Genomic DNA, 17,817 nt, shown 5'->3' with positions numbered 1-17,817 from the left:
CGGATCAATGTCTGAATGCATTCGGGGATTTGTCGGGCAATAGACAGTGTTGGTGACGATGGGGCGCAGGGAATCCTTGCGGGGGATTTGGTCGGCTTTGCTGAGAAACTGATTCATCTTCTTGAGAAAGTGATTCAATGACTTGCGATAATGATTCATGTTGCTTGTAAATTGATTCAGGTTTCCTTCTTATTATGTTGAAATAAAAGGATAATTTAAAATCTTGATTTGATGGTGGGTGAGCTGGTCAGGCAATTGGAGGACCCTTGGGATGGACGATCGCCAGGGGGAATGCGCGTGGTGGTCGTAGCTTTCTGTACGGTCCACGAGAGCCAGGTCATCCGATAAGCGTGGGCATTCTCGCCTCGTGTTTACTTCTCGATTTATATATTAACAGTCTGTTAACCATTTCAGAAAACAATGGTTAAACAAGTTTTAACGGTGTGAGTCTGTACAAATCCGGTGCGTTCGATGGGATCGCACCCAAGTGCACTTTGGGCACGTTAAACGCTTTCTTGGAGAACCCCTTGGCCAGCTCTGTTTCGTTCAACAATTCGATCAGATTTCAGGCCGCCTTTGAAGAGGCGAGCCGGACGACTGGTACTGACTTCGAGTTTCTTCTGAATACGGCCAAGCGCGAGAGCAACTTCAACGCCTCGGCCAAGGCGCCCACGTCTTCTGCGTCTGGCCTGTTCCAGTTTGTCGAGCAGACGTGGCTTGAGACCATGAAACAGTCCGGGCCCGAACTTGGCCTGGGCAATGTGGCTTCCCAGATCTCTCAATCCGGTGACAGATATTATGTTCGGGATCCGGAAATGCGGCAGCAGATTCTGGATATGCGCAACGACCCCAAGGTCGCCGCCCTGATGGCTGGTGCCTATGCCCAGAGCAACCGTGAGCAACTGAGCGAACAACTCAACCGGACGCCGTCGCAGGGTGAATTGTATGCGGCGCATTTCCTCGGCGCACAAGGCAGTGGCAAGCTCATCACACTTGCCGAGAAGGCGCCGGACACGACAGCTGCAGCGGTGTTTCCTGCTCAGGCTGAGGCCAATCGCAACATCTTCTATGACCGCCAGGGCAACGCCAGAAGCGTGTCCGAGGTGTATGACAATCTGGTTTCCACGGCATCGTCTGAACCTGCTTCGACGAAGAAGAAGGGGCTGTTGGATATGCTTGGGCTGGGCAATCTGTTCAGCGCCAAGGAATCAACCAGGCAGGCGCAGCTGACCCGCAGCCCTGAAACGCCGGCCATGCAGACGCACCATGTGGTGCAGTTGCAGCAGACCGAGGCGAGCGCGCCTGTGGTCAGCGACAGTCAGGAATCCCTTGAATCCTTCTTCTCGCAGCCATTGCAGCGAGCGCTGCCCTCCCGCTATGGCCTGAGCTACATGCCGGAGAGTTCCGTGTCTGCGGTGGCGCGCGCATCGCGTTATGTGACAGGGGATGACGGGGAGCGTGCTGTCAATGAATCGGATGGCGGCGTGCTGGCCAGCCGCTATGTCAATCAGGGCACAGATGAGGTTGCCGCTGTTTCTGCAAGTGATGCCTCTGCGTCTGATATGCCGTTGCCGCGGCGCAAGCCGACAACGGCGGATGTCTATGTCAACAGCCTCAACGGTGCCATGCCGCAGGATAAGCCTCAGAGCAGGTCTCAAGACAGGCTGCAATCTGGGTCCCTGGCCTCCACGACTTCTGCCGCACCCACCAGTGTGCCGCTGGATCTGACCCGTTCCGAGCGTCCGACGGCCTCTGCGATCAAACGCGCAGGAGCAATGGATCTGAGTGCCTTTCTCAACGGTGACGTTTTTACCTCGCGCGACAAGAGCTGATCACTCCGGCGTGCTCCGTCGATGGCCCCCAACCACTTTTCCATTTATGGTGAACTGATCGTTAACAGTTGCTGGTCCAGAATGACTGCAAGCGTATGGGGGCTGTTGCTCCCGTTTTTGTAGTGCATGTTTTGGCTCTGAAAGGACCGCTCTAGAAGTGGCCTGATGGAGCGGGGACGAGTTGTAATGATCGTAGCGAAGTTTCTCTCTTGGATAGAGACCGCGCCTGTTGACCGTCGCGCCGAAGCGACGAGCGCTCTTGCGCGGGCCTACCTCTATTCACCGCTTGATAAAGACGAAAAGGCGGCGGCTGAAACGGCTCTGACCATTCTCCTTGACGATCCGGCTCCCGTGGTAAGGGAAGCATTGGCGCAGGCTCTCCGGCAGTCTCCCTATGCTCCCCGTCAGGTTGTTTTATCACTGGTGCAGGATATCGACAGCGTGGCCATGCCGGTCATTGCCTGTTCGCCGGTTCTGCTCGATTCAGAGCTGGTGGATCTGGTGGCCGATCGTGGCCTTGCCATCCAGTGTGCCGTCGCGTCGCGCCCTTCGGTCAGCCCGGCGCTGTGCGCTGCCATGTCCGAAGTTGCCGAAGCTGATGCCTGCTGTGTGATGCTGGAAAATCCGGGCGCTCAGATTGCTGTCTTCAGTCTGCGTCGTCTTGCCGAACGGTTTGGCCAGAGGCCTGCCGTGCGCAACATGCTGCTGTCGCTTGATGGCCTTCCGATCGACATTCGTCAGATGCTGATCGTGCAGCTCGGCGATGCCCTGCAGCAATTGAATCTGGTGCAGTCCTTCGTCAGTTCCGAACGGCGCACGTCTCTGGTCAAGGATGCCTGTGACAAGGCAACCATCGATCTGGCGTCCTGTTGTGCCCATGGCGACGAATTGGAGGCTCTGGTGGAGCATCTGCGGCTTTCAGGTCAGCTGACGGCCGATCTGCTGATTCGGGCTCTGTGCATGGGTAATGTCGAGATGTTCGTCAAGGCTCTGGTCAGTCTGACCGACCTCAGCGAAAAACGGATACGGGCATGCGTCGCCGATCCGTCGGAGGCGCTGGTGTTGACACTGTGCAAGAAGGCCGGAATTTCCGAGCGGGTTGCTCCGGTCATTCTGTCGGCGCTGGACTCCTACCGTGAACTACAGGGCAGCATGGATAGCAATGTGACGGCGAGCCGCTTCGGGCGGGCGATGGTCGAGCGCATTCTCAGCGATTATAACGACTATGCCGAGGATGAGCTGGATGACCTTCTGGCCCTGCTGCGGCGCTTTGCAACCCAGATAGCGCGCGATGAGGCGCGGGCGCTGACGGCTCGCTACAAGCAGATTTCCGCGGCCTGAGTGATCGTCGGACACAGGTGTCTTTCAATGTAAAAATCGATGCTGGATGAGATGGGGCGGGTTTGTCCCTGCAGTTGAACGCGGGCAGGGCGAGCATCTTCTGAGCTGACAAAAGATGCTGGCATCAAGCAGGGGCTGGCCAATCCTGTGGGATGGTCAGCCTTCGTTTTCCGATGGGTCGGTGTGTTGGGCAATATAGTCTGCGGCCAGCACGCTCAGTTCCTCGGCCAGCTGTTTGCCGATCGCGTTGTCCTCTTCGCGTGCATCTTCCTTGACCACGGCAGTAATGGCCTGCACATGCTTGCGCAGCAGCTCGACGGGCAACTTGTCCGGGCTCGGGATGTTCTCGATCAGGTCGCACATGGAACCGGCAATCAGACCTGCAAGCGGGAAGCCCATGGTGTAGGCCTGCCCCCTGATGTCGTGGCAGGAGCGAAAGAGCTTGTCCATATTCTCTTCCGACAGACCAGCCTTTTCGGCCTGTTCCCAGGAATACTGGAGCTTGGCGATTTCGTCGCGCATCCAGTTGCCAAAATTGAGGGACAGGCGTTCCATGGCCTGTTCAGCCTTGGCAACCGGATCAAAGCCGCTGCTGTTCGGCAGAATCTTGATCTTCTTTCTCAAGTCGACTTTGGGCTTGATGATCTCATAGTCGGCCATAGGATTTGTCCTTCGGGTTCAGGTCTCTTGTCGGAATGCAAAGGGGTATAAATGCTCAACCCGCCATTTTTTGGGCAGAAGAAGCTTCGGATGAGCGGCGTTCGGCTCCCTTGTAGGAAGGGTTCGAAAAACGCCTGCGATCAGGTCCGAAAAACCCTCCCGCTTTCACAAAATAACGCGGGTTGACAACACAGTTTGCGACACGGGCATACAGGGCATTGGCGGAAATCGGCTTGCAGAGGAATTCCGTCACGCCGGCATCGCGTGCTTCCATCACTTTTCTTTTTTCCGAATGTCCTGTCAACATGATTATCGGAACGGTCGGATTGGCAGATGTTTCGGGATGGCGCATCATGCGTGTCAGTTCTATGCCGGAGAAGATGGGCATGAACCAGTCGGTGATCACGATATCTGGCGAATTGGTCTGAAACAGCTCAAGACCGGCAGCGCCATCCTCCGCCTCGGTTACTTCTCTAGCCCCGAAGCTGTTGATGAGCGTGCGCACGACACGTCGCATATGGGCGTTGTCTTCCACAATCAGAAAACGCAATTGTGAGAGGTCAACCTTAATCATCTTGTTAGGCCCTGTCTGTCGATTCTCTGATTTTACACGCGCTTGGTCAAAGCCGGGGAAAATCGAATTTACTATAACGATAGACAGTTAATGAAGGATTTCCTCCAAAAAGCGGCTGTTTCAGGGCTGAATGGACATCAAACAGAGCTTTGCCATGTTACCGCTATGCGCAGCCGGGGCGGGGGAGGGGCACAGAGCAGGGGCACAGAGCAGGGGCTCAACCTGTGCCAATAACTGATTGCGGCGAATGGGGCACGGCCAGTTTGGGGTCAGTAGCGGAACTGTTCGGTGAGGATGCGCTCGGCCCAGCCATGTTCCGGGTCGAACATGATCTTGCAGGATTTCTCGCGGCTCTCGGTGATCTCGACTTCCAGCACCGAACGGATTTCCGCATGGTCGGCCACTGCACTCAGCGGGCGCTTCTTTGGTTCCTTGACGATCAGCTTGACCTTTGCGGTGTTGGGCAAAAGGGCGCCGCGCCAGTGGCGAGGACGGAACGGGCTGATGGGGGTCAGCGCCAGAAGAGGCGAATCGATGGGCAGGATAGGCCCGTGCACAGACAGGTTATAGGCGGTGCTGCCAACCGGGGTTGCCACCAGAGCGCCATCGCAGATCAACTCTTCCATGCGGACCTTGCCGTCGATGCGGATTTCCATCTTGGCTGCCTGTGCGGTTTGCCGGAACACGGATATTTCGTTGATGGCCATGCCTTCATGCACGGAGCCATCCGCGGTAAGGGCACGCATGATGAGCGGGCGGATCTCGGAAATCTCGGAATTGTCGAGCCGATCAAGCAGGCCATCTTCGGAATATTCGTTCATCAGAAAGCCGATCGAGCCGCAATTCATGCCATAGATCGGGATCTGGCTGTTCATGTTGCCGTGCAGGGTCTGCAACATCAGGCCGTCGCCGCCGAGGGCAACAATGACGTCGGCCTGCTCGGAAGGGACGGAGCCGTAAATGTGGGTCAGCCGTTCTTTCGCCTCCAGCGACTCTTCGGTTCCGCTGGAAATGAAGGCTATTTTCTGAAAGGGGCGTGACATTTGCTCTGTCCGTTGTGTTCGCCGCCTGCGCGGCTTCCCGACAGTTGCGGGATCAAAATTGCTTTCCTGCTTCCTCAGCCGGAGCATCGGTCAGGACCGTCGATTTCTATAGTCTTTGTCCACTTCCCGTAGTACTGGACGCATTATGCTTTAGTGGAGTAGCACGAATGTAGATGATTTCCAATGACGAGAGGAGGATGGCAAACATGAAAAATGATGAAATCCTGTTGCTGTATGGGACTTGTCCCGATGGGGAAACGGCGCGCGCCATTGGCCGTTCCCTGCTTGAGGCGAAACTGGTCGCCTGCGTCAACATCCTGCCGGGGATGACTGCGCTCTTTCAATGGCAGGGTCAACTGGAGGAATGCAGCGAGGTTGTCCTGATAGCCAAGAGCCGACATGGCGTCTGGGATGAGGTGGCGCGGCTTTATCAGTCGCTGCATCCCTATGAGGAGCCTGCACTGGTCGCCTTGCCGGTGTCTGACGGGCTGCCCGGCTTCCTGAACTGGGTGCGGACAGAGACGACGTCAACGGGTGATGATGACACCCGGAGGGAGCCTTTGCCTTGAAAGATTGCGCCAGCGGGTGCATGACCTTTGTCATTATTTATTGTCAGGAACGATTGAATTGGAGAATTGCATGCTTGATCGACACGAACTGCTTTCGCGGGAAACCATTTTGACCCTCGACAAGGGGACCATTGATCAGACAACGGTGCGTACGGTGCATGGGGATGGGCGCGAGCATGTCATTTCCGAGCCGGTCTGGTCGGATCGGGATTCGATTGCCGTCCTTCCCTATGATGCCGGGACGCGGACGGTTCTGTTGGTCAGGCAGATGCGGACGGCGATCTTTCTGCGCGACAAGGGCATGATCCTGGAGGCCTGCGCGGGCGGGATCGAGGCATCTGACGGATCGGTCGAGGAAGCCTGTCGGCGGGAGGCGGCCGAGGAGCTTGGGGTGACGCTTGGCACACTGGAACAGGTGGCGCAGGTTTTCATCAACCCCGCCCGGATGGTGGAAAAGGCCAATCTGTTTCTGGCAAGCTATCAGTCTGGTCAGCAGCATCCGGAGGATCGTCAGCAGGATGAAGACGAAGATATTGAAGTCGTTGAAGTATCCGTCGATGATCTGAAGACTTGGCTGGGACAGGGAGCCATTCGCTGCCCGCGGCTTCTTATGCTTTCGCAGTTTTTGCTATCAAGGATCAATGCCAGGCCTGAAGCTTGAATAGACGATCAAGTGTCTTGGCAAAAGTTACAATGATCCAGGTCGCCAATAATCAAAACTATAAAGCTCAGCGCTTGCTTTGGAAAATTTATTTCTGCATTTCACATCAATTTGATTATTTTGTTCCAAATGAGGTGAATAATTTTCAATAAGTGATTGCTTTTCTCTTCAGTTTGTATTCGACTTTTGCGTGTGCTGTTTGCTGCAGCCACAGGGGGGCTCCTGACAGGCACTGCAGACGTCAGGCTAGATGAGATGTGTCCGTCGTTAGGCGAGACACACTTCTTTTTGCCAGCACCTTTTAATGAAAAAATTATGAGAGGGATTCAAACAATGAAGCTGCTTACCAAGGCTTTGGCTGCTACCGCTCTTGCTGCCGTGTTGTCTACGACAGCTCAGGCGAAGACACTGGTCTACTGCTCTGAAGGTAGCCCGGAAGGCTTTACTCCGGCGCTTTACACGTCAGGCACGACCTTTGACGCGTCTTCGCACACCATTTTTAACAAACTCGTCGAGTTTGAACGTGGCAGCACGAATGTTGTTCCTGGACTGGCAGAAAGCTGGGATGTTTCCGAAGATGGTCTGGAATATACCTTCCATCTGCGCAAGGGCGTGAAATTCCACACGACCAAAGATTTTACTCCGAGCCGCGATTTCAACGCCGATGACGTGATCTTCTCCTTCATGCGTCAGAAAGATCCGAACCATCCGTTCAACAAGGTTTCCGGCGGCACCTACGAATATTTCGGCGGCATGTCCATGGACAGCCTGATCAAGGATATCGTCAAGGTTGATGATTATACCGTCAAGTTTGTTCTGAGCCAGGTTGAAGCTCCCTTCATCGCCAACATGGCCATGGACTTCGCTTCCATCGCTTCTGCCGAATATGCTGCTCAGGTTGAAAAGACCGGCAATCTCGACATGTTCGACCAGAACCCGGTCGGCACTGGTCCTTTCCAGCTCGTCGCCTACCAGAAAGATGCCGTCATCCGCTTCAAGGCTTTTGCCGACTACTGGGGTGGCAAGGCTGCTATCGACGATCTGATCTTTGCCATCACGCCTGATGCCTCTGTCCGTTATCAGAAGCTGAAAGCTGGCGAATGCGACGTCATGCCTTATCCGAACCCGGCCGACATCGAATCCATGAAGGCCGATCCGAACATCAACATGATGGAACAGGCTGGTCTGAACGTTGGTTACCTCGCTTACAACAACGAGAACGACAAGTTCAAGGACGTTCGCGTTCGTAAAGCTCTGAATATGGCAATCAACAAGAATGCCATTCTGGACGCAGTCTTCCAGGGCGCCGGTCAGGTTGCCAAGAACCCGATCCCGCCGACCATGTGGTCCTATAACGACAAGGTCGTTGACGATGCCTATGATCCGGAAGCTGCCAAGAAGCTGCTTGCCGAAGCTGGCGTCACCGACATGAAAACCAACATCTGGGCCATGCCGGTTCAGCGTCCTTACAACCCGAATGCCCGTCGTATGGCCGAAATGATTCAGGCTGACTGGAAGGCAGTTGGTGTGGATGCTGAAATCGTTTCCTACGAATGGGGCGAATATCTGAAACGGTCCGGTACGGGCGAACACGAAACGCTCTTGATGGGCTGGACCGGCGATAACGGCGATCCGGACAACTTCCTGTATGTGTTGCTTGGCTGTGATGCCGTGAAATCCGGTTCCAACCGTGCAAGATGGTGCAACAAGGAATTCGACGATCTGCTGGTCAAGGCAAAGCAGACCACCGATGTTGCCGAACGCACCAAGCTCTATGAAGAAGCCCAGGTTGTCTTCAAGCGCGAAGCACCTTGGGCTACCATTGCCCACTCGGTTGTCTTCATGCCGATCAGCAGCAAGGTCCAGAACTACAAGATTGATCCGTTTGGCGGCCACATCTTCTACGGTGTGGATATCGACAAATAATCCGGTATCAGGTGGAGGCGGGATTTCCCGCCTTCACTCTTTTTGTATCAGGCCTATGGAATATTCGGGATTGTTCCGCTAAAAGATGGCCTGAAGACTTGCCTCTCGACAGAAAAGCGCGGCACTTTGTTCGTGCGAATACAGAAAAAGAGATGTGCAAGAGGGCTGCTACACAGACAGGGAAGGGCGAAAGACCTTCTCTCAACCGGGCTGGCAATATCTATGTTTGGTTTTATCATGCGCCGAGTTGGGATGCTTATTCCGACCTTTATCGGCGTGACGCTTGTTGCGTTTTTCTTCATTCGGCTTTTGCCGGGTGACCCAATTCTGCTGCTTGCTGGCGAACGCGGGATTTCCGCCGAGCGCTATGCAGAACTGCAGCATTCCTTCGGTTTCGACAAGCCGGTGATCATCCAATATCTGAATTATCTCATGGGTCTGTTCCATGGTGAATTCGGCATGTCGATGGTGACCCGTCGGCCGGTCTGGGACGAGTTCTTCTCCCTGTTTCCGGCGACACTTGAATTGTCTTTCGTTGCCATCATCATCGCCGTTCTTGTCGGCATCCCGGCTGGCGTGATCGCCGCCGTCAAGCGCGGGTCGTTCTTTGACCATTCGGTCATGACCGGTGCGCTCATCGGCTATTCCATGCCAATCTTCTGGTGGGCCCTGCTGGCCATTATCGTCTTTTCAGGATGGTTGCAGTGGACGCCGGTTTCGGGCCGGATTTCGGTGATGTATTTCTTTGAACCGGTGACCGGTTTCATGCTGATCGACTCACTGTTGTCTGATCAGAGCGGAGCCTTCGGTTCCACCATCTCCCACCTTATCCTGCCGTCCATCGTGCTGGCGACCATTCCGATGGCCGTGATTGCCCGTCAGACCCGGTCTGCCATGCTGGAAGTGCTTGGCGAGGATTATGTGCGAACGGCTCAGGCCAAGGGGCTGTCCAAGCTGCGGATCGTCGGGATGCATGCCTTGCGCAACGCGCTCATTCCGGTGGTGACGACCATCGGCCTGCAGGTCGGTGTGCTGATGGCAGGGGCCATTCTCACCGAGACCATCTTCTCCTGGCCGGGGATCGGCAAGTGGATGGTCGACAGTATTTCCCGCCGCGACTATCAGGTCGTGCAAGGTGGGCTTCTGATGATTGCCATGCTGGTTATGGTCGTCAACCTGGTTGTCGATCTGCTTTATGGCTTGATCAACCCACGCATTCGGCACAGATAAAGGGAGAGGGAAATGACTGATAACACAATCGAAACTGTCTCCCGCCAGTCCACAAAGGCGGTTCTGAAGGAATTCTGGTTCTACTTCAGCGTCAACCGCGGGGCGGTGATCGGGCTGTTCGTGTTTCTGACACTGGTGCTGATCGCATTCTTTGCGCCATACATCGCACCACATGATGCCAACATGCAGTATCGTGAAGCCTTTCTGCTGCCACCGGCCTGGGTTGACGGGGGCAACAGCTCCTTCCTTCTGGGTACCGACGCCGTGGGTCGCGATATCCTGTCCCGCCTGATCATGGGCTCGCGCCTGTCGCTGTTCGTCGGCGTGATCGTTGTGGTCATCGCCCTGACCGGAGGGATCGTGCTGGGGCTGATTGCCGGCTATTATGGCGGCAAGGTCGACACCACGATCATGCGCATCATGGACATCATTCTGGCCTTTCCGTCCCTGCTGCTGGCGCTCGTGCTGGTGGCTGTGCTCGGGCCGGGGCTGGTCAATGCGATGATTTCCATTGCCATCGTTCTGCAGCCCCACTTTGTGCGCCTGACGCGCGCGGCGGTGATGGCCGAGCGGGAACGGGAATATGTGGTGGCTGCCCGGGTTGCCGGAGCCGGTCCGCTGCGGCTGATGTTCCTGACGATTCTGCCGAACTGTACTGCGCCACTGATCGTTCAGGCGACATTGTCCTTTTCCAACGCCATTCTCGACGCTGCCGCGCTTGGCTTCCTTGGCATGGGCGCCCAGCCGCCGACCCCGGAATGGGGCACGATGCTGGCCGAGGCCCGCGAGTTCATCCTCCGGGCCTGGTGGGTCGTGACCTTCCCCGGCGTGTCGATCCTGATCACCGTGCTGGCGATCAACCTCATTGGTGACGGCCTGCGCGATGCGCTGGATCCGAAACTGAAACGGTCATAGGGAGATTTGCAATATGAGTCTGTTGGAAATCAGAAATCTGACCGTTGAATTCGATACCGCCATGGGGCCTTTCCGGGCTCTCAAGGGGGTCGACTATACGGTCGAGAAGGGCGAAGTTCTGGCGATTGTGGGCGAGTCCGGTTCGGGCAAGTCGGTTGCCATGCTGGCGACCATGGGCCTGTTGCCCAAGACCGCCACGGTCAACGCCGACGTGATGACCTTTGACGGGCGGGATCTCAAGATCCTGTCCTCCAGAGAACGGCGCAAGGTGATCGGCAAGGACATTTCGATGATCTTTCAGGAGCCGATCGCCAGTCTCAATCCGTGTTTTACGGTCGGCTTCCAGATCGGCGAAGTGTTGAAGACGCATCTTGGCCTTACTGGCAAGGCGGTCCGCCAGCGGACCATCGAACTGCTGCAGGCAGTTGGCATTCCAATGCCAGAGAAACGCCTGACGAGCTTCCCGCACCAGATGTCGGGCGGTCAGTGCCAGCGCGTGATGATCGCCATGGCCATTGCCTGTCAGCCCAAGCTGCTGATCGCAGACGAGCCGACGACGGCACTGGATGTGACCATCCAGAAGCAGATTCTGGACCTGTTGATGCGTATTCAGGCCGAGCGCCAGATGGGCCTCATCATGATCACCCATGACATGGGCGTGGTTGCGGAAACTGCCGACCGGGTGGTCGTTCAGTATAACGGCGAGCAGATGGAAGAAGCGGGCGTCCTTGAGCTGTTCGAGGCTCCCAAGCATCCTTACACCAGAGCGCTGCTGTCGGCCCTGCCGGAGCGCGCCGAAGGGGATCGCCTGCCGACGGTGAGCGATTTTGCATCAGCTTACAGCAAAGAGGACGGTGCCGCGCTATGAGTGACAACAAGGAAGTAATTCTCAGCGTACGCGGGATCACCCGGGATTATGTGACCCCGGGCGGCCTGTTTGGCAAACCCGAGACGGTGCATGCGCTGAAGGGCATCGATTTCGATCTCTTCCGCGGTGAAACCCTGGCGCTGGTTGGCGAATCCGGCTGTGGCAAGTCAACCCTTGCCCGCATCCTGACGCTCATCGACGCCCAGACCTCTGGCGAGTTGCTGATCAGGGGCAATCCGGTGAATATCGCCAAGAAGAAGGTGTCGGCAGAATTGCGCCGCCGCATCCAGATCGTGTTCCAGAACCCCTATGGCTCGCTCAACCCACGCCAGAAGGTCGGGGCCGTGCTGGAAGAGCCGCTCAAGATCAACAATCCGGAGATGTCGTCCGAGGAACGGCGCCAGAAGGCGATGGATATGTTGCTCAAGGTGGGGCTGAAGAAAGAGCATTTCGGCCGCTATCCGCACATGTTTTCGGGTGGTCAGCGTCAGCGCATCGCCATTGGCCGCGCCCTGATGCTCAATCCGCGCATGCTGGTGCTTGATGAACCGGTGTCGGCGCTCGATCTGTCCATTCAGGCCCAGATCCTCAACTTGCTCAAAGACTTGCAGGAAGAGTTCAATCTTTCCTATCTCTTCATCTCGCACGATCTCAGCGTTGTGAAATATTTCGCCGATCGGGTGATGGTGATGTATTTTGGCGAGATCGTGGAGAGTGGTACGCGGGACGAGATCTTCTCCAATCCGCGGCATGAATATACAAGGACGCTGTTGGCTGCGACGCCGAAGACCAGCATCGAGTCCATTCGTGAACGCGTGTTGGCAGGCAAGGCAACTGCCTGATCCTGCTTTCATATTTGGAATTTTAACCCGCCAGGAGCCTTCTGGCGGGTTTTTTCGTACCCTATTGCGGAACCGTAATGTTAAATGAACGCACTGTAACTTGCTGCTACCCCTTGCTTGCGCCTATGGTTTTTCCCGTATGATTGAAAGCAACGGGAGTTCTGAATGTATCTGGTAATGAACAGGTTCCGCGTCAAAGTAGGCTCTGAGGCTGCCTTTGAGGAGATCTGGCGGTCGCGTGAAAGCAAGCTGTTGGAGCGGGACGGTTTTGTCCGCTTTGATCTGCTGAAGGGCGAGGAGAAGGACGGCTATGTGCTGTTTGCCTCGCATGCCCTGTGGCGCGACAAGGAGGTCTTCGTGGACTGGACAAAGTCGCCGCAGTTCCGCTCCTCGCATGGCAGGCCCAAGAGCGAGCAGACCGTTGACTATGCCGGTCCCCCGGTGCTCGAATGCTTCGAGGTGATTGACGATCTGACAATCGTTGCCTGAGGGCCGTTGCGCTTTCTAGCCCAGATAGGCCTTCAAGGCATCGGACGGGTTGGCAAAAAAGGCGTCCGCCTTACCAACCTGTGCGATGGTCCCGTCCTGTACCAGCGCGACCTGGTCAGCGGCAAGTCTTGCGTCATCGGGGTGATGGGTGACCATGATGATGGTCTGGCCGTTCTGAGCGGCCAGATCTCGCACCAGCTGCAACATGCCCTTGCGCAGGGCGGGGCCGAGGGCTGCGAACGGTTCGTCCAGCAGCAATACGGGCCGCTTGCGCAGGATGGCGCGGGCAAGGCTCGCCCGCTGGCGCTGGCCGCCCGAAAGTGCCCGTGGCAGACGCTTGCCCATGCCGTCGAGGCCCACCTGCGCCAGAGCCTCTTCCACCCGTAGCCATTCCGTCTTGCCAAGCTTCAGGGATGGGTCGACGCCCAGCCCGACATTCTGTTCCACCGTCATGTGGTTGAACAGGTTATGCTCCTGAAACAGCATCGACACCGGGCGGTCTGCCGGGGCGAGGGGGGCCATGTCCCGGCCATCGATGAACAGCTGGCCACCGCCATGGGGCAGAAAACCGGCAATGGCATTGAGGATGGTGCTCTTGCCCGCGCCGGACGGGCCGATGAGGGCGCAGAAGCTGCCCGCCGCAACCTCCAGGCTGATGGTCATTTGCCAGTCATCGAGTGCGATGAAGAGATGGTCAAGTCTGATCACGGCCAGCCAGTCCTTTGTCGAAGAGCAGGAAGAAAGCGAAGGCAACCGCCGTCAACAGGAGGCCTGAGCCATAGGCCTGATCCATGCGGTAGGCTCCCATTTGCTGATAGAGATAGAGCGGAAGCGTCGGAGCAGTTGGCGAGCCGAACAGCGCAATTACGCCCAGATCGCCGATGGAGAGGGCAGCTGTTATGCCGAGGCTGAGGCCAATCGGCTTGCGCATCAGCGGCCAGTGGACAAGGCGAATAGCGGTGCTGCGGGACATGCCCAACTGTTGAATTTGGCGGCCATGGTCGCGCTTGATCTGCCCCATGGCCGGGCCGATCAGGATGAGCGCGAAGGGAACCGCCTGCAGCCCGTTGAGCAGGGCAGTGAGAGGCAGGGCCAGTCTGTCGATGGGGATGTGCTGATTGAGCAGGATGAACAGGCCTGCACCCAATGCAATCGGCGGGGCTACCATGATGGCAAAGCCCGGTAGTTCCACCAGTCGTTTGGTCTTGCCCTTGAGGTGGATGGACAATTGGGCCAACGGCAGGCTGATCAGCCCCATGACAGCACAGGAGCCGAGCGCGACCGCGATCGAGCGTGCCGTCGCGGGCAGCAGGGCCGAGATTTCCAGATCATAGGCAAGGAGCCCTTGCATACCGCGGATGAAGGCCGCGAGCAGTGGCAGCGCCAGAAAGATGAGGGCGAGGGTGATGACCGCACCGTCGAAGGAGCGCGCCAGACGGGAGGACCGGTCACCGCGCGGCACAGCGCCGCCGAGGCTGTCGCCGGTGTCATGGTCGCGAGCGATCAGCCGGGAAACAAGGGCCAGTCCGGCACAGAGCAGGATTTGCAGGAAGGCCAGAAGGGCCGCCCGTTGCAGGTCGAAGTCATAGCGGATGGCCTGATAAATCGCCAGTTCGATGGTCGTTGCCTTGGGGCCTCCGCCAAGGGCGAGCACGACCGTGAAGCTGGTGGCGCAGAGAAGGAAGACAATGGCAAAGACGCCGGGTAGTCTTTCCTTCAGCATGGGCCATTCGATGTGGCGGGCGATGGCCCCGGATCCCATGCCGAGCTGGGTAGCAAGGCGCCATTGTTCGGGGGGAATGGCCAGCCAGCCCTGCAACAGGATGCGGCAAGCCAGCGGCAGATTGAAGAACACATGGGCCAGCAGAATGCCGGAAAGACCATAGATGGAAAAGTCGCCGTAGCCGAGGCCGGTGACGAGCCCGTGCACTGGCCCGGTCTTGCCCCAGACCGCCAACAGGCCAAGGATGGCGACGATGACCGGCAGGATGAAGGGTGCGCCAAACAGCGACAGGATTGCGGTCTTGCCGAAGAAGTCCCGGCTGGCCAATGCCCGGGCAAGGGGCAGGGCCAGAAGCGTCGATAGGATCGCCGACAGGGCAGCCTGCATGAGCGTGAAGCTGATGGCGCGGCGGACATAGATGTCATCAAGAACAGCGAACGGAAAGCCGCCGCCCGCAGCATCGCCCCCTGTGTCGGGGACGGCCATCGACCAGAGTGCGGCCAGACTGGCAAGGACGAGGATGAGCGGTGCCAGAAAGGCGAATGCGGCCGGAATGCCAAAGGCGAATAGCTGTCGTCTGGCCAGTTTGAGCACCGGATGATCCCTCGTCCCTGTCGATAGGTTCTGCCCGCCCGGAACGGGCAGGCTGTCTGTCACTATTTGCTGAGGGCGCCGAGCCACTCGTCAAGGGCGACCTTGCGGATATTGGACACTTTGCCGGTGTCGAACAGCAGTGCCTTGCCCGGTCGCGCGAGATCCTTGAAGGAGGCGGGCCAGTCGGCATCGGGCAGGGCCACCGGATACATCCAGTTGGTTGTCGGGATAATCTTCTGCGCCTCCGGGCCGATGAGATAGCTCAGGAACTGGTTGGCCAGTGCCTTGTTCTGGCTGGACTTGGTGACAGCGGCCAGTTCCACCTGCATGTAGTGGCCTTCGCTGAACAGGGCGGCCTTGTAGTTGGTCTTGTTTTCGGCTTCGATGTGGTAGGCCGGGGAGGTGGTGTAGCTCAGCACCATGTCGGCCTGCCCCTCAAGGAACATGCCATAGGCCTCGGACCAGCCCTTGGTGACAGTCACGATGCGCGGGCTTAGTTTCTGCCAGATTTCGTCAGCCCGTTCGCCATAGAGGTTCTTGACCCAGAGAAGCAGGCCCAGACCCGGGGTTGAGGAGCGAGGGTCTTCAATGACGATCTTGAGGTCGTCAGGGGCATTGACAAGTTCTTCAAAACTGGTTGGAACGGTCTTTACCTTGTCGCTGTCATAGACAAAGGCAAAATAGCCCCAGTCGAAGGGAACATAGGTGCTGCTGTTCCAGACAACGGGCAATTTGAGACCGTCAACTGCGATGCTGTTGGGCTCGAACAGGCCGCTCTTGTCGGCATCGGCGACAAGGTTGGAGTCAAGGCCGAGCAGCACGTCGGCCTTTGACGACGAGCCCTCAAGGCGCAGGCGGTTGAAGGTTTCGGTGGCGTCGCCCGGCGCGACATATTCAACCACGCAGTCGCAGGTTTTCTCGAAGCCTTCCTTGATGGCCGGACCGGGGCCCCATTCGGTGTTGAAGGAGTCATAGGCATAGACGGTCAGGGTAGGTTTGTCTGCAGCAAAAGCGGACGGTGTTGAGGCGAGGCTGGCGACGATGGCCATGCCGGTTGTGGCCAGAAGAGCAAGGGTCAATGCTTTCATATCATTCCTCCAAAGGATCGCGCTCTGCTGGCAAATGCAGGCGCCATGCTGGTATGGTTAGAGCGTGGCGCTGCCGAGCCACGGCAGACGGGCATGCTCTCGCTATTGACCGGATTGGGTAGAGTGGAAGAAGGCTGGTTTTGACCCAAGCTTCGTCGCTTCCTCCGCCGGTGTGATCCGGATCAGGTTCGACGGGTTCGCACCTCGTGCATCTCAGCCTGGTAACAGGCACCCCGGGACGGGCGTCATACTAGTGGCAACAATCCTGGAATTCAATCACAATTGGTCGATATCCGTTGAACAGTCCCTGGCATCGGGTGGTGCCGAGACCCGGGCGTGGTCGCATACTCAGATCGGCTGGCCAGAAAGGGTTGCCTCGAGCTGCGCCTTGTTACGTTCGACCTGTCGGGCGACATCATCAAGATAGACGATCTCGCCTTTTGGCAGCCACTCCGGGGAGGCTTTCGGCGCGTCGGCGGTCCGCTTTGCATCGACTCTCGCGAGAAAAGCGGCAATGGGGTCGTTGACCTCGTCAAAAATCATCAGCGGTGCGTGGCCATGGCCCTTTATCTCCACCAGCTCGCAATCGGGATGGCGTCTGGTCATTTCTCTTGCAACGGACAGGGGGAGAATGTCCGAGAGGTCGCCGCGCAGGACAAGTGTCGGGCAATGGGAGAGGGCGAGAAACTGGGGCCAGAGATTGATCGTGGTCTCGCTGACGTCAACGCCTTCAAGGGCCTTGATGATATAGGGATCGAAGTCACCGACGGGCAGGCCATTCTCGTCTCGGAATGTCATCTGGGCCACCCTCTCCCAATCCCGTTCCGACAGGGTGGTGAAATGGTGGGCGTTTGCTGTCTTGACGAATTCGACGGCATCATCCCAGGTGCGAACCGGTTCGGAGCGGGTGAGGTAGGTCTTGATGCGTGCGATGCCCATGGCATCGATTACCGGGCCGATGTCGTTGAAGATGGCTGCCGCGATGAGCGTGGGGCGCATGGCGGCGATGGCCAGCATCAGCAGGCCGCCGCGCGAGGTGCCGATAAAAGCCGCTTCCGGCAGACCGGCTGCGGCAAGCGTATCAATCACATCGCGGGCCTCGGTCATCACGTCGTAGTTGCGGGGATCCTTGACATAATCCGAAGGGCCGCGGCCGCGACTGTTGAGTGTCAGCACAAGGCGCGGATGCTCCGGATCGGTCGACAGGCGCTCGGCGAGCTGATGGAAATCGCGGCTGGTGCGCGCCAGCCCCGGCAGGCAGACAACAGGCAATCCTCTCTCAGTGTGGTCGCCAAAGGCTTCCCCGCGCAGGGTCAGGCCATCACTGGTGGTCACTTCGAAGCGTCTGACGATCTGTTGCATGGCAAAATTCCCGGACAGGACACTGCAAGCCTTGGGCCAGCCGTGTCTTGGCGAGCCTAATGTTAATACTTACAGTCTCTTGGCCGCTTCGCCAAGGGGT

The 17,817-nt window shown here is 57.5% G+C and carries 17 protein-coding genes and 1 riboswitch; of the genes, 10 read left to right on the top strand and 7 right to left on the bottom strand.

Annotation, left to right across the window (positions count from 1 at the left end; translation table 11 throughout):
* Positions 1–527 precede the first annotated feature (527 nt).
* Positions 528–1,832, top strand: coding sequence for a transglycosylase SLT domain-containing protein (locus DSL70_RS10860; RefSeq protein ID WP_119307964.1), 1,305 nt, complete (start codon positions 528–530; stop codon positions 1,830–1,832).
* Positions 1,833–2,018: 186 nt separating this feature from the next.
* Positions 2,019–3,173: a DUF2336 domain-containing protein gene (locus tag DSL70_RS10855; RefSeq protein WP_162916579.1), complete on the top strand. Its 1,155-nt coding sequence runs from the start codon at positions 2,019–2,021 to the stop codon at positions 3,171–3,173.
* A 156-nt stretch (positions 3,174–3,329) separates the two neighbouring features.
* Here DSL70_RS10855 and DSL70_RS10850 read toward each other — a convergent pair whose 3' ends face one another.
* The 3 genes from DSL70_RS10850 to DSL70_RS10840 all read right to left on the bottom strand — a co-directional run bounded on the left by DSL70_RS10850 (position 3,330) and on the right by DSL70_RS10840 (position 5,450).
* Positions 3,330–3,833 carry an Hpt domain-containing protein gene (locus tag DSL70_RS10850; RefSeq protein ID WP_119307962.1) on the bottom strand — a complete coding sequence of 168 codons (504 nt, stop codon included), beginning with the start codon at positions 3,831–3,833 and terminating at the stop codon, positions 3,330–3,332.
* 55 nt (positions 3,834–3,888) lie between these two features.
* A complete protein-coding gene (locus DSL70_RS10845) occupies positions 3,889–4,407 on the bottom strand; it encodes a response regulator (RefSeq protein WP_119307961.1) in 519 nt (172 codons plus the stop codon).
* 269 nt (positions 4,408–4,676) lie between these two features.
* Positions 4,677–5,450: an NAD kinase gene (locus DSL70_RS10840; RefSeq protein ID WP_119307960.1), complete on the bottom strand. Its 774-nt coding sequence runs from the start codon at positions 5,448–5,450 to the stop codon at positions 4,677–4,679.
* A 206-nt stretch (positions 5,451–5,656) separates the two neighbouring features.
* Here DSL70_RS10840 and cutA point away from each other — a divergent pair, with 206 nt between their 5' ends.
* The 8 genes from cutA to hmuQ all read left to right on the top strand — a co-directional run bounded on the left by cutA (position 5,657) and on the right by hmuQ (position 12,950).
* Positions 5,657–6,019 carry a divalent-cation tolerance protein CutA gene (cutA, locus tag DSL70_RS10835; RefSeq protein WP_162916577.1) on the top strand — a complete coding sequence of 121 codons (363 nt, stop codon included), beginning with the start codon at positions 5,657–5,659 and terminating at the stop codon, positions 6,017–6,019.
* A gap of 70 nt (positions 6,020–6,089) precedes the next feature.
* Entirely contained in the window at positions 6,090–6,680 is a 591-nt protein-coding gene (locus DSL70_RS10830) for an NUDIX domain-containing protein (RefSeq protein WP_119307958.1), read from the top strand.
* Between the two features lie 333 nt (positions 6,681–7,013).
* On the top strand, positions 7,014–8,606 hold the full coding sequence (locus DSL70_RS10825; RefSeq protein WP_119307957.1) for an ABC transporter substrate-binding protein: 1,593 nt from the start codon (positions 7,014–7,016) through the stop codon (positions 8,604–8,606).
* Positions 8,607–8,828: 222 nt separating this feature from the next.
* Positions 8,829–9,836 (top strand): ABC transporter permease subunit, encoded by a 1,008-nt coding sequence (locus DSL70_RS10820; RefSeq protein WP_119307956.1) that lies wholly within the window; start codon positions 8,829–8,831, stop codon positions 9,834–9,836.
* A gap of 12 nt (positions 9,837–9,848) precedes the next feature.
* Positions 9,849–10,751, top strand: coding sequence for an ABC transporter permease subunit (locus DSL70_RS10815; protein ID WP_119307955.1), 903 nt, complete (start codon positions 9,849–9,851; stop codon positions 10,749–10,751).
* 13 nt (positions 10,752–10,764) lie between these two features.
* Positions 10,765–11,619: an ABC transporter ATP-binding protein gene (locus DSL70_RS10810; RefSeq protein ID WP_119307954.1), complete on the top strand. Its 855-nt coding sequence runs from the start codon at positions 10,765–10,767 to the stop codon at positions 11,617–11,619.
* A complete protein-coding gene (locus DSL70_RS10805; protein WP_119307953.1) occupies positions 11,616–12,461 on the top strand; it encodes an ABC transporter ATP-binding protein in 846 nt (281 codons plus the stop codon). The genes DSL70_RS10810 and DSL70_RS10805 overlap by 4 nt, the downstream gene beginning before the upstream one ends.
* 165 nt (positions 12,462–12,626) lie before the next feature.
* Positions 12,627–12,950, top strand: a complete 324-nt coding sequence (gene hmuQ, locus DSL70_RS10800) for a heme-degrading protein HmuQ (protein ID WP_119307952.1) — start codon at positions 12,627–12,629, stop codon at positions 12,948–12,950.
* 15 nt (positions 12,951–12,965) lie between these two features.
* Here hmuQ and thiQ read toward each other — a convergent pair whose 3' ends face one another.
* From thiQ to DSL70_RS10780, 4 genes are all read right to left on the bottom strand, one after another.
* Positions 12,966–13,658: a thiamine ABC transporter ATP-binding protein gene (gene thiQ, locus DSL70_RS10795; protein ID WP_119307951.1), complete on the bottom strand. Its 693-nt coding sequence runs from the start codon at positions 13,656–13,658 to the stop codon at positions 12,966–12,968.
* Complete coding sequence (locus DSL70_RS10790) at positions 13,645–15,267, bottom strand: thiamine/thiamine pyrophosphate ABC transporter permease ThiP (protein WP_162916575.1); 1,623 nt, start codon at positions 15,265–15,267, stop codon at positions 13,645–13,647. The genes thiQ and DSL70_RS10790 overlap by 14 nt, the downstream gene beginning before the upstream one ends.
* A gap of 62 nt (positions 15,268–15,329) precedes the next feature.
* Entirely contained in the window at positions 15,330–16,355 is a 1,026-nt protein-coding gene (gene thiB, locus DSL70_RS10785; RefSeq protein WP_162916573.1) for a thiamine ABC transporter substrate binding subunit, read from the bottom strand.
* Positions 16,356–16,496: 141 nt separating this feature from the next.
* Positions 16,497–16,601: riboswitch (TPP riboswitch) on the bottom strand.
* Positions 16,602–16,703: 102 nt separating this feature from the next.
* Positions 16,704–17,717 carry an alpha/beta fold hydrolase gene (locus DSL70_RS10780; RefSeq protein ID WP_119307949.1) on the bottom strand — a complete coding sequence of 338 codons (1,014 nt, stop codon included), beginning with the start codon at positions 17,715–17,717 and terminating at the stop codon, positions 16,704–16,706.
* Positions 17,718–17,817: the final 100 nt, after the last annotated feature.

Source organism: Cohaesibacter haloalkalitolerans, assembly GCF_003574655.1.
GTDB lineage: Bacteria > Pseudomonadota > Alphaproteobacteria > Rhizobiales > Cohaesibacteraceae > Cohaesibacter > Cohaesibacter haloalkalitolerans.
This window is presented reverse-complemented; position numbering and strand designations above follow the sequence as displayed.

Bases quoted from the DNA above. Each gene is read 5' to 3' on its own strand.
- DSL70_RS10855 (WP_162916579.1), top strand. From the start codon at position 2,019: ATGATCGTAGCGAAGTTTCTCTCTTGGATAGAGACCGCGCCTGTTGAC.
- DSL70_RS10850 (WP_119307962.1), bottom strand. From the start codon at position 3,833: ATGGCCGACTATGAGATCATCAAGCCCAAAGTCGACTTGAGAAAGAAG.
- DSL70_RS10845 (WP_119307961.1), bottom strand. From the start codon at position 4,407: ATGATTAAGGTTGACCTCTCACAATTGCGTTTTCTGATTGTGGAAGAC.
- DSL70_RS10840 (WP_119307960.1), bottom strand. From the start codon at position 5,450: ATGTCACGCCCCTTTCAGAAAATAGCCTTCATTTCCAGCGGAACCGAA.
- cutA (WP_162916577.1), top strand. From the start codon at position 5,657: ATGAAAAATGATGAAATCCTGTTGCTGTATGGGACTTGTCCCGATGGG.
- DSL70_RS10830 (WP_119307958.1), top strand. From the start codon at position 6,090: ATGCTTGATCGACACGAACTGCTTTCGCGGGAAACCATTTTGACCCTC.
- DSL70_RS10825 (WP_119307957.1), top strand. From the start codon at position 7,014: ATGAAGCTGCTTACCAAGGCTTTGGCTGCTACCGCTCTTGCTGCCGTG.
- DSL70_RS10820 (WP_119307956.1), top strand. From the start codon at position 8,829: ATGTTTGGTTTTATCATGCGCCGAGTTGGGATGCTTATTCCGACCTTT.
- DSL70_RS10815 (WP_119307955.1), top strand. From the start codon at position 9,849: ATGACTGATAACACAATCGAAACTGTCTCCCGCCAGTCCACAAAGGCG.
- DSL70_RS10810 (WP_119307954.1), top strand. From the start codon at position 10,765: ATGAGTCTGTTGGAAATCAGAAATCTGACCGTTGAATTCGATACCGCC.
- DSL70_RS10805 (WP_119307953.1), top strand. From the start codon at position 11,616: ATGAGTGACAACAAGGAAGTAATTCTCAGCGTACGCGGGATCACCCGG.
- hmuQ (WP_119307952.1), top strand. From the start codon at position 12,627: ATGTATCTGGTAATGAACAGGTTCCGCGTCAAAGTAGGCTCTGAGGCT.
- thiB (WP_162916573.1), bottom strand. From the start codon at position 16,355: ATGAAAGCATTGACCCTTGCTCTTCTGGCCACAACCGGCATGGCCATC.
- DSL70_RS10780 (WP_119307949.1), bottom strand. From the start codon at position 17,717: ATGCAACAGATCGTCAGACGCTTCGAAGTGACCACCAGTGATGGCCTG.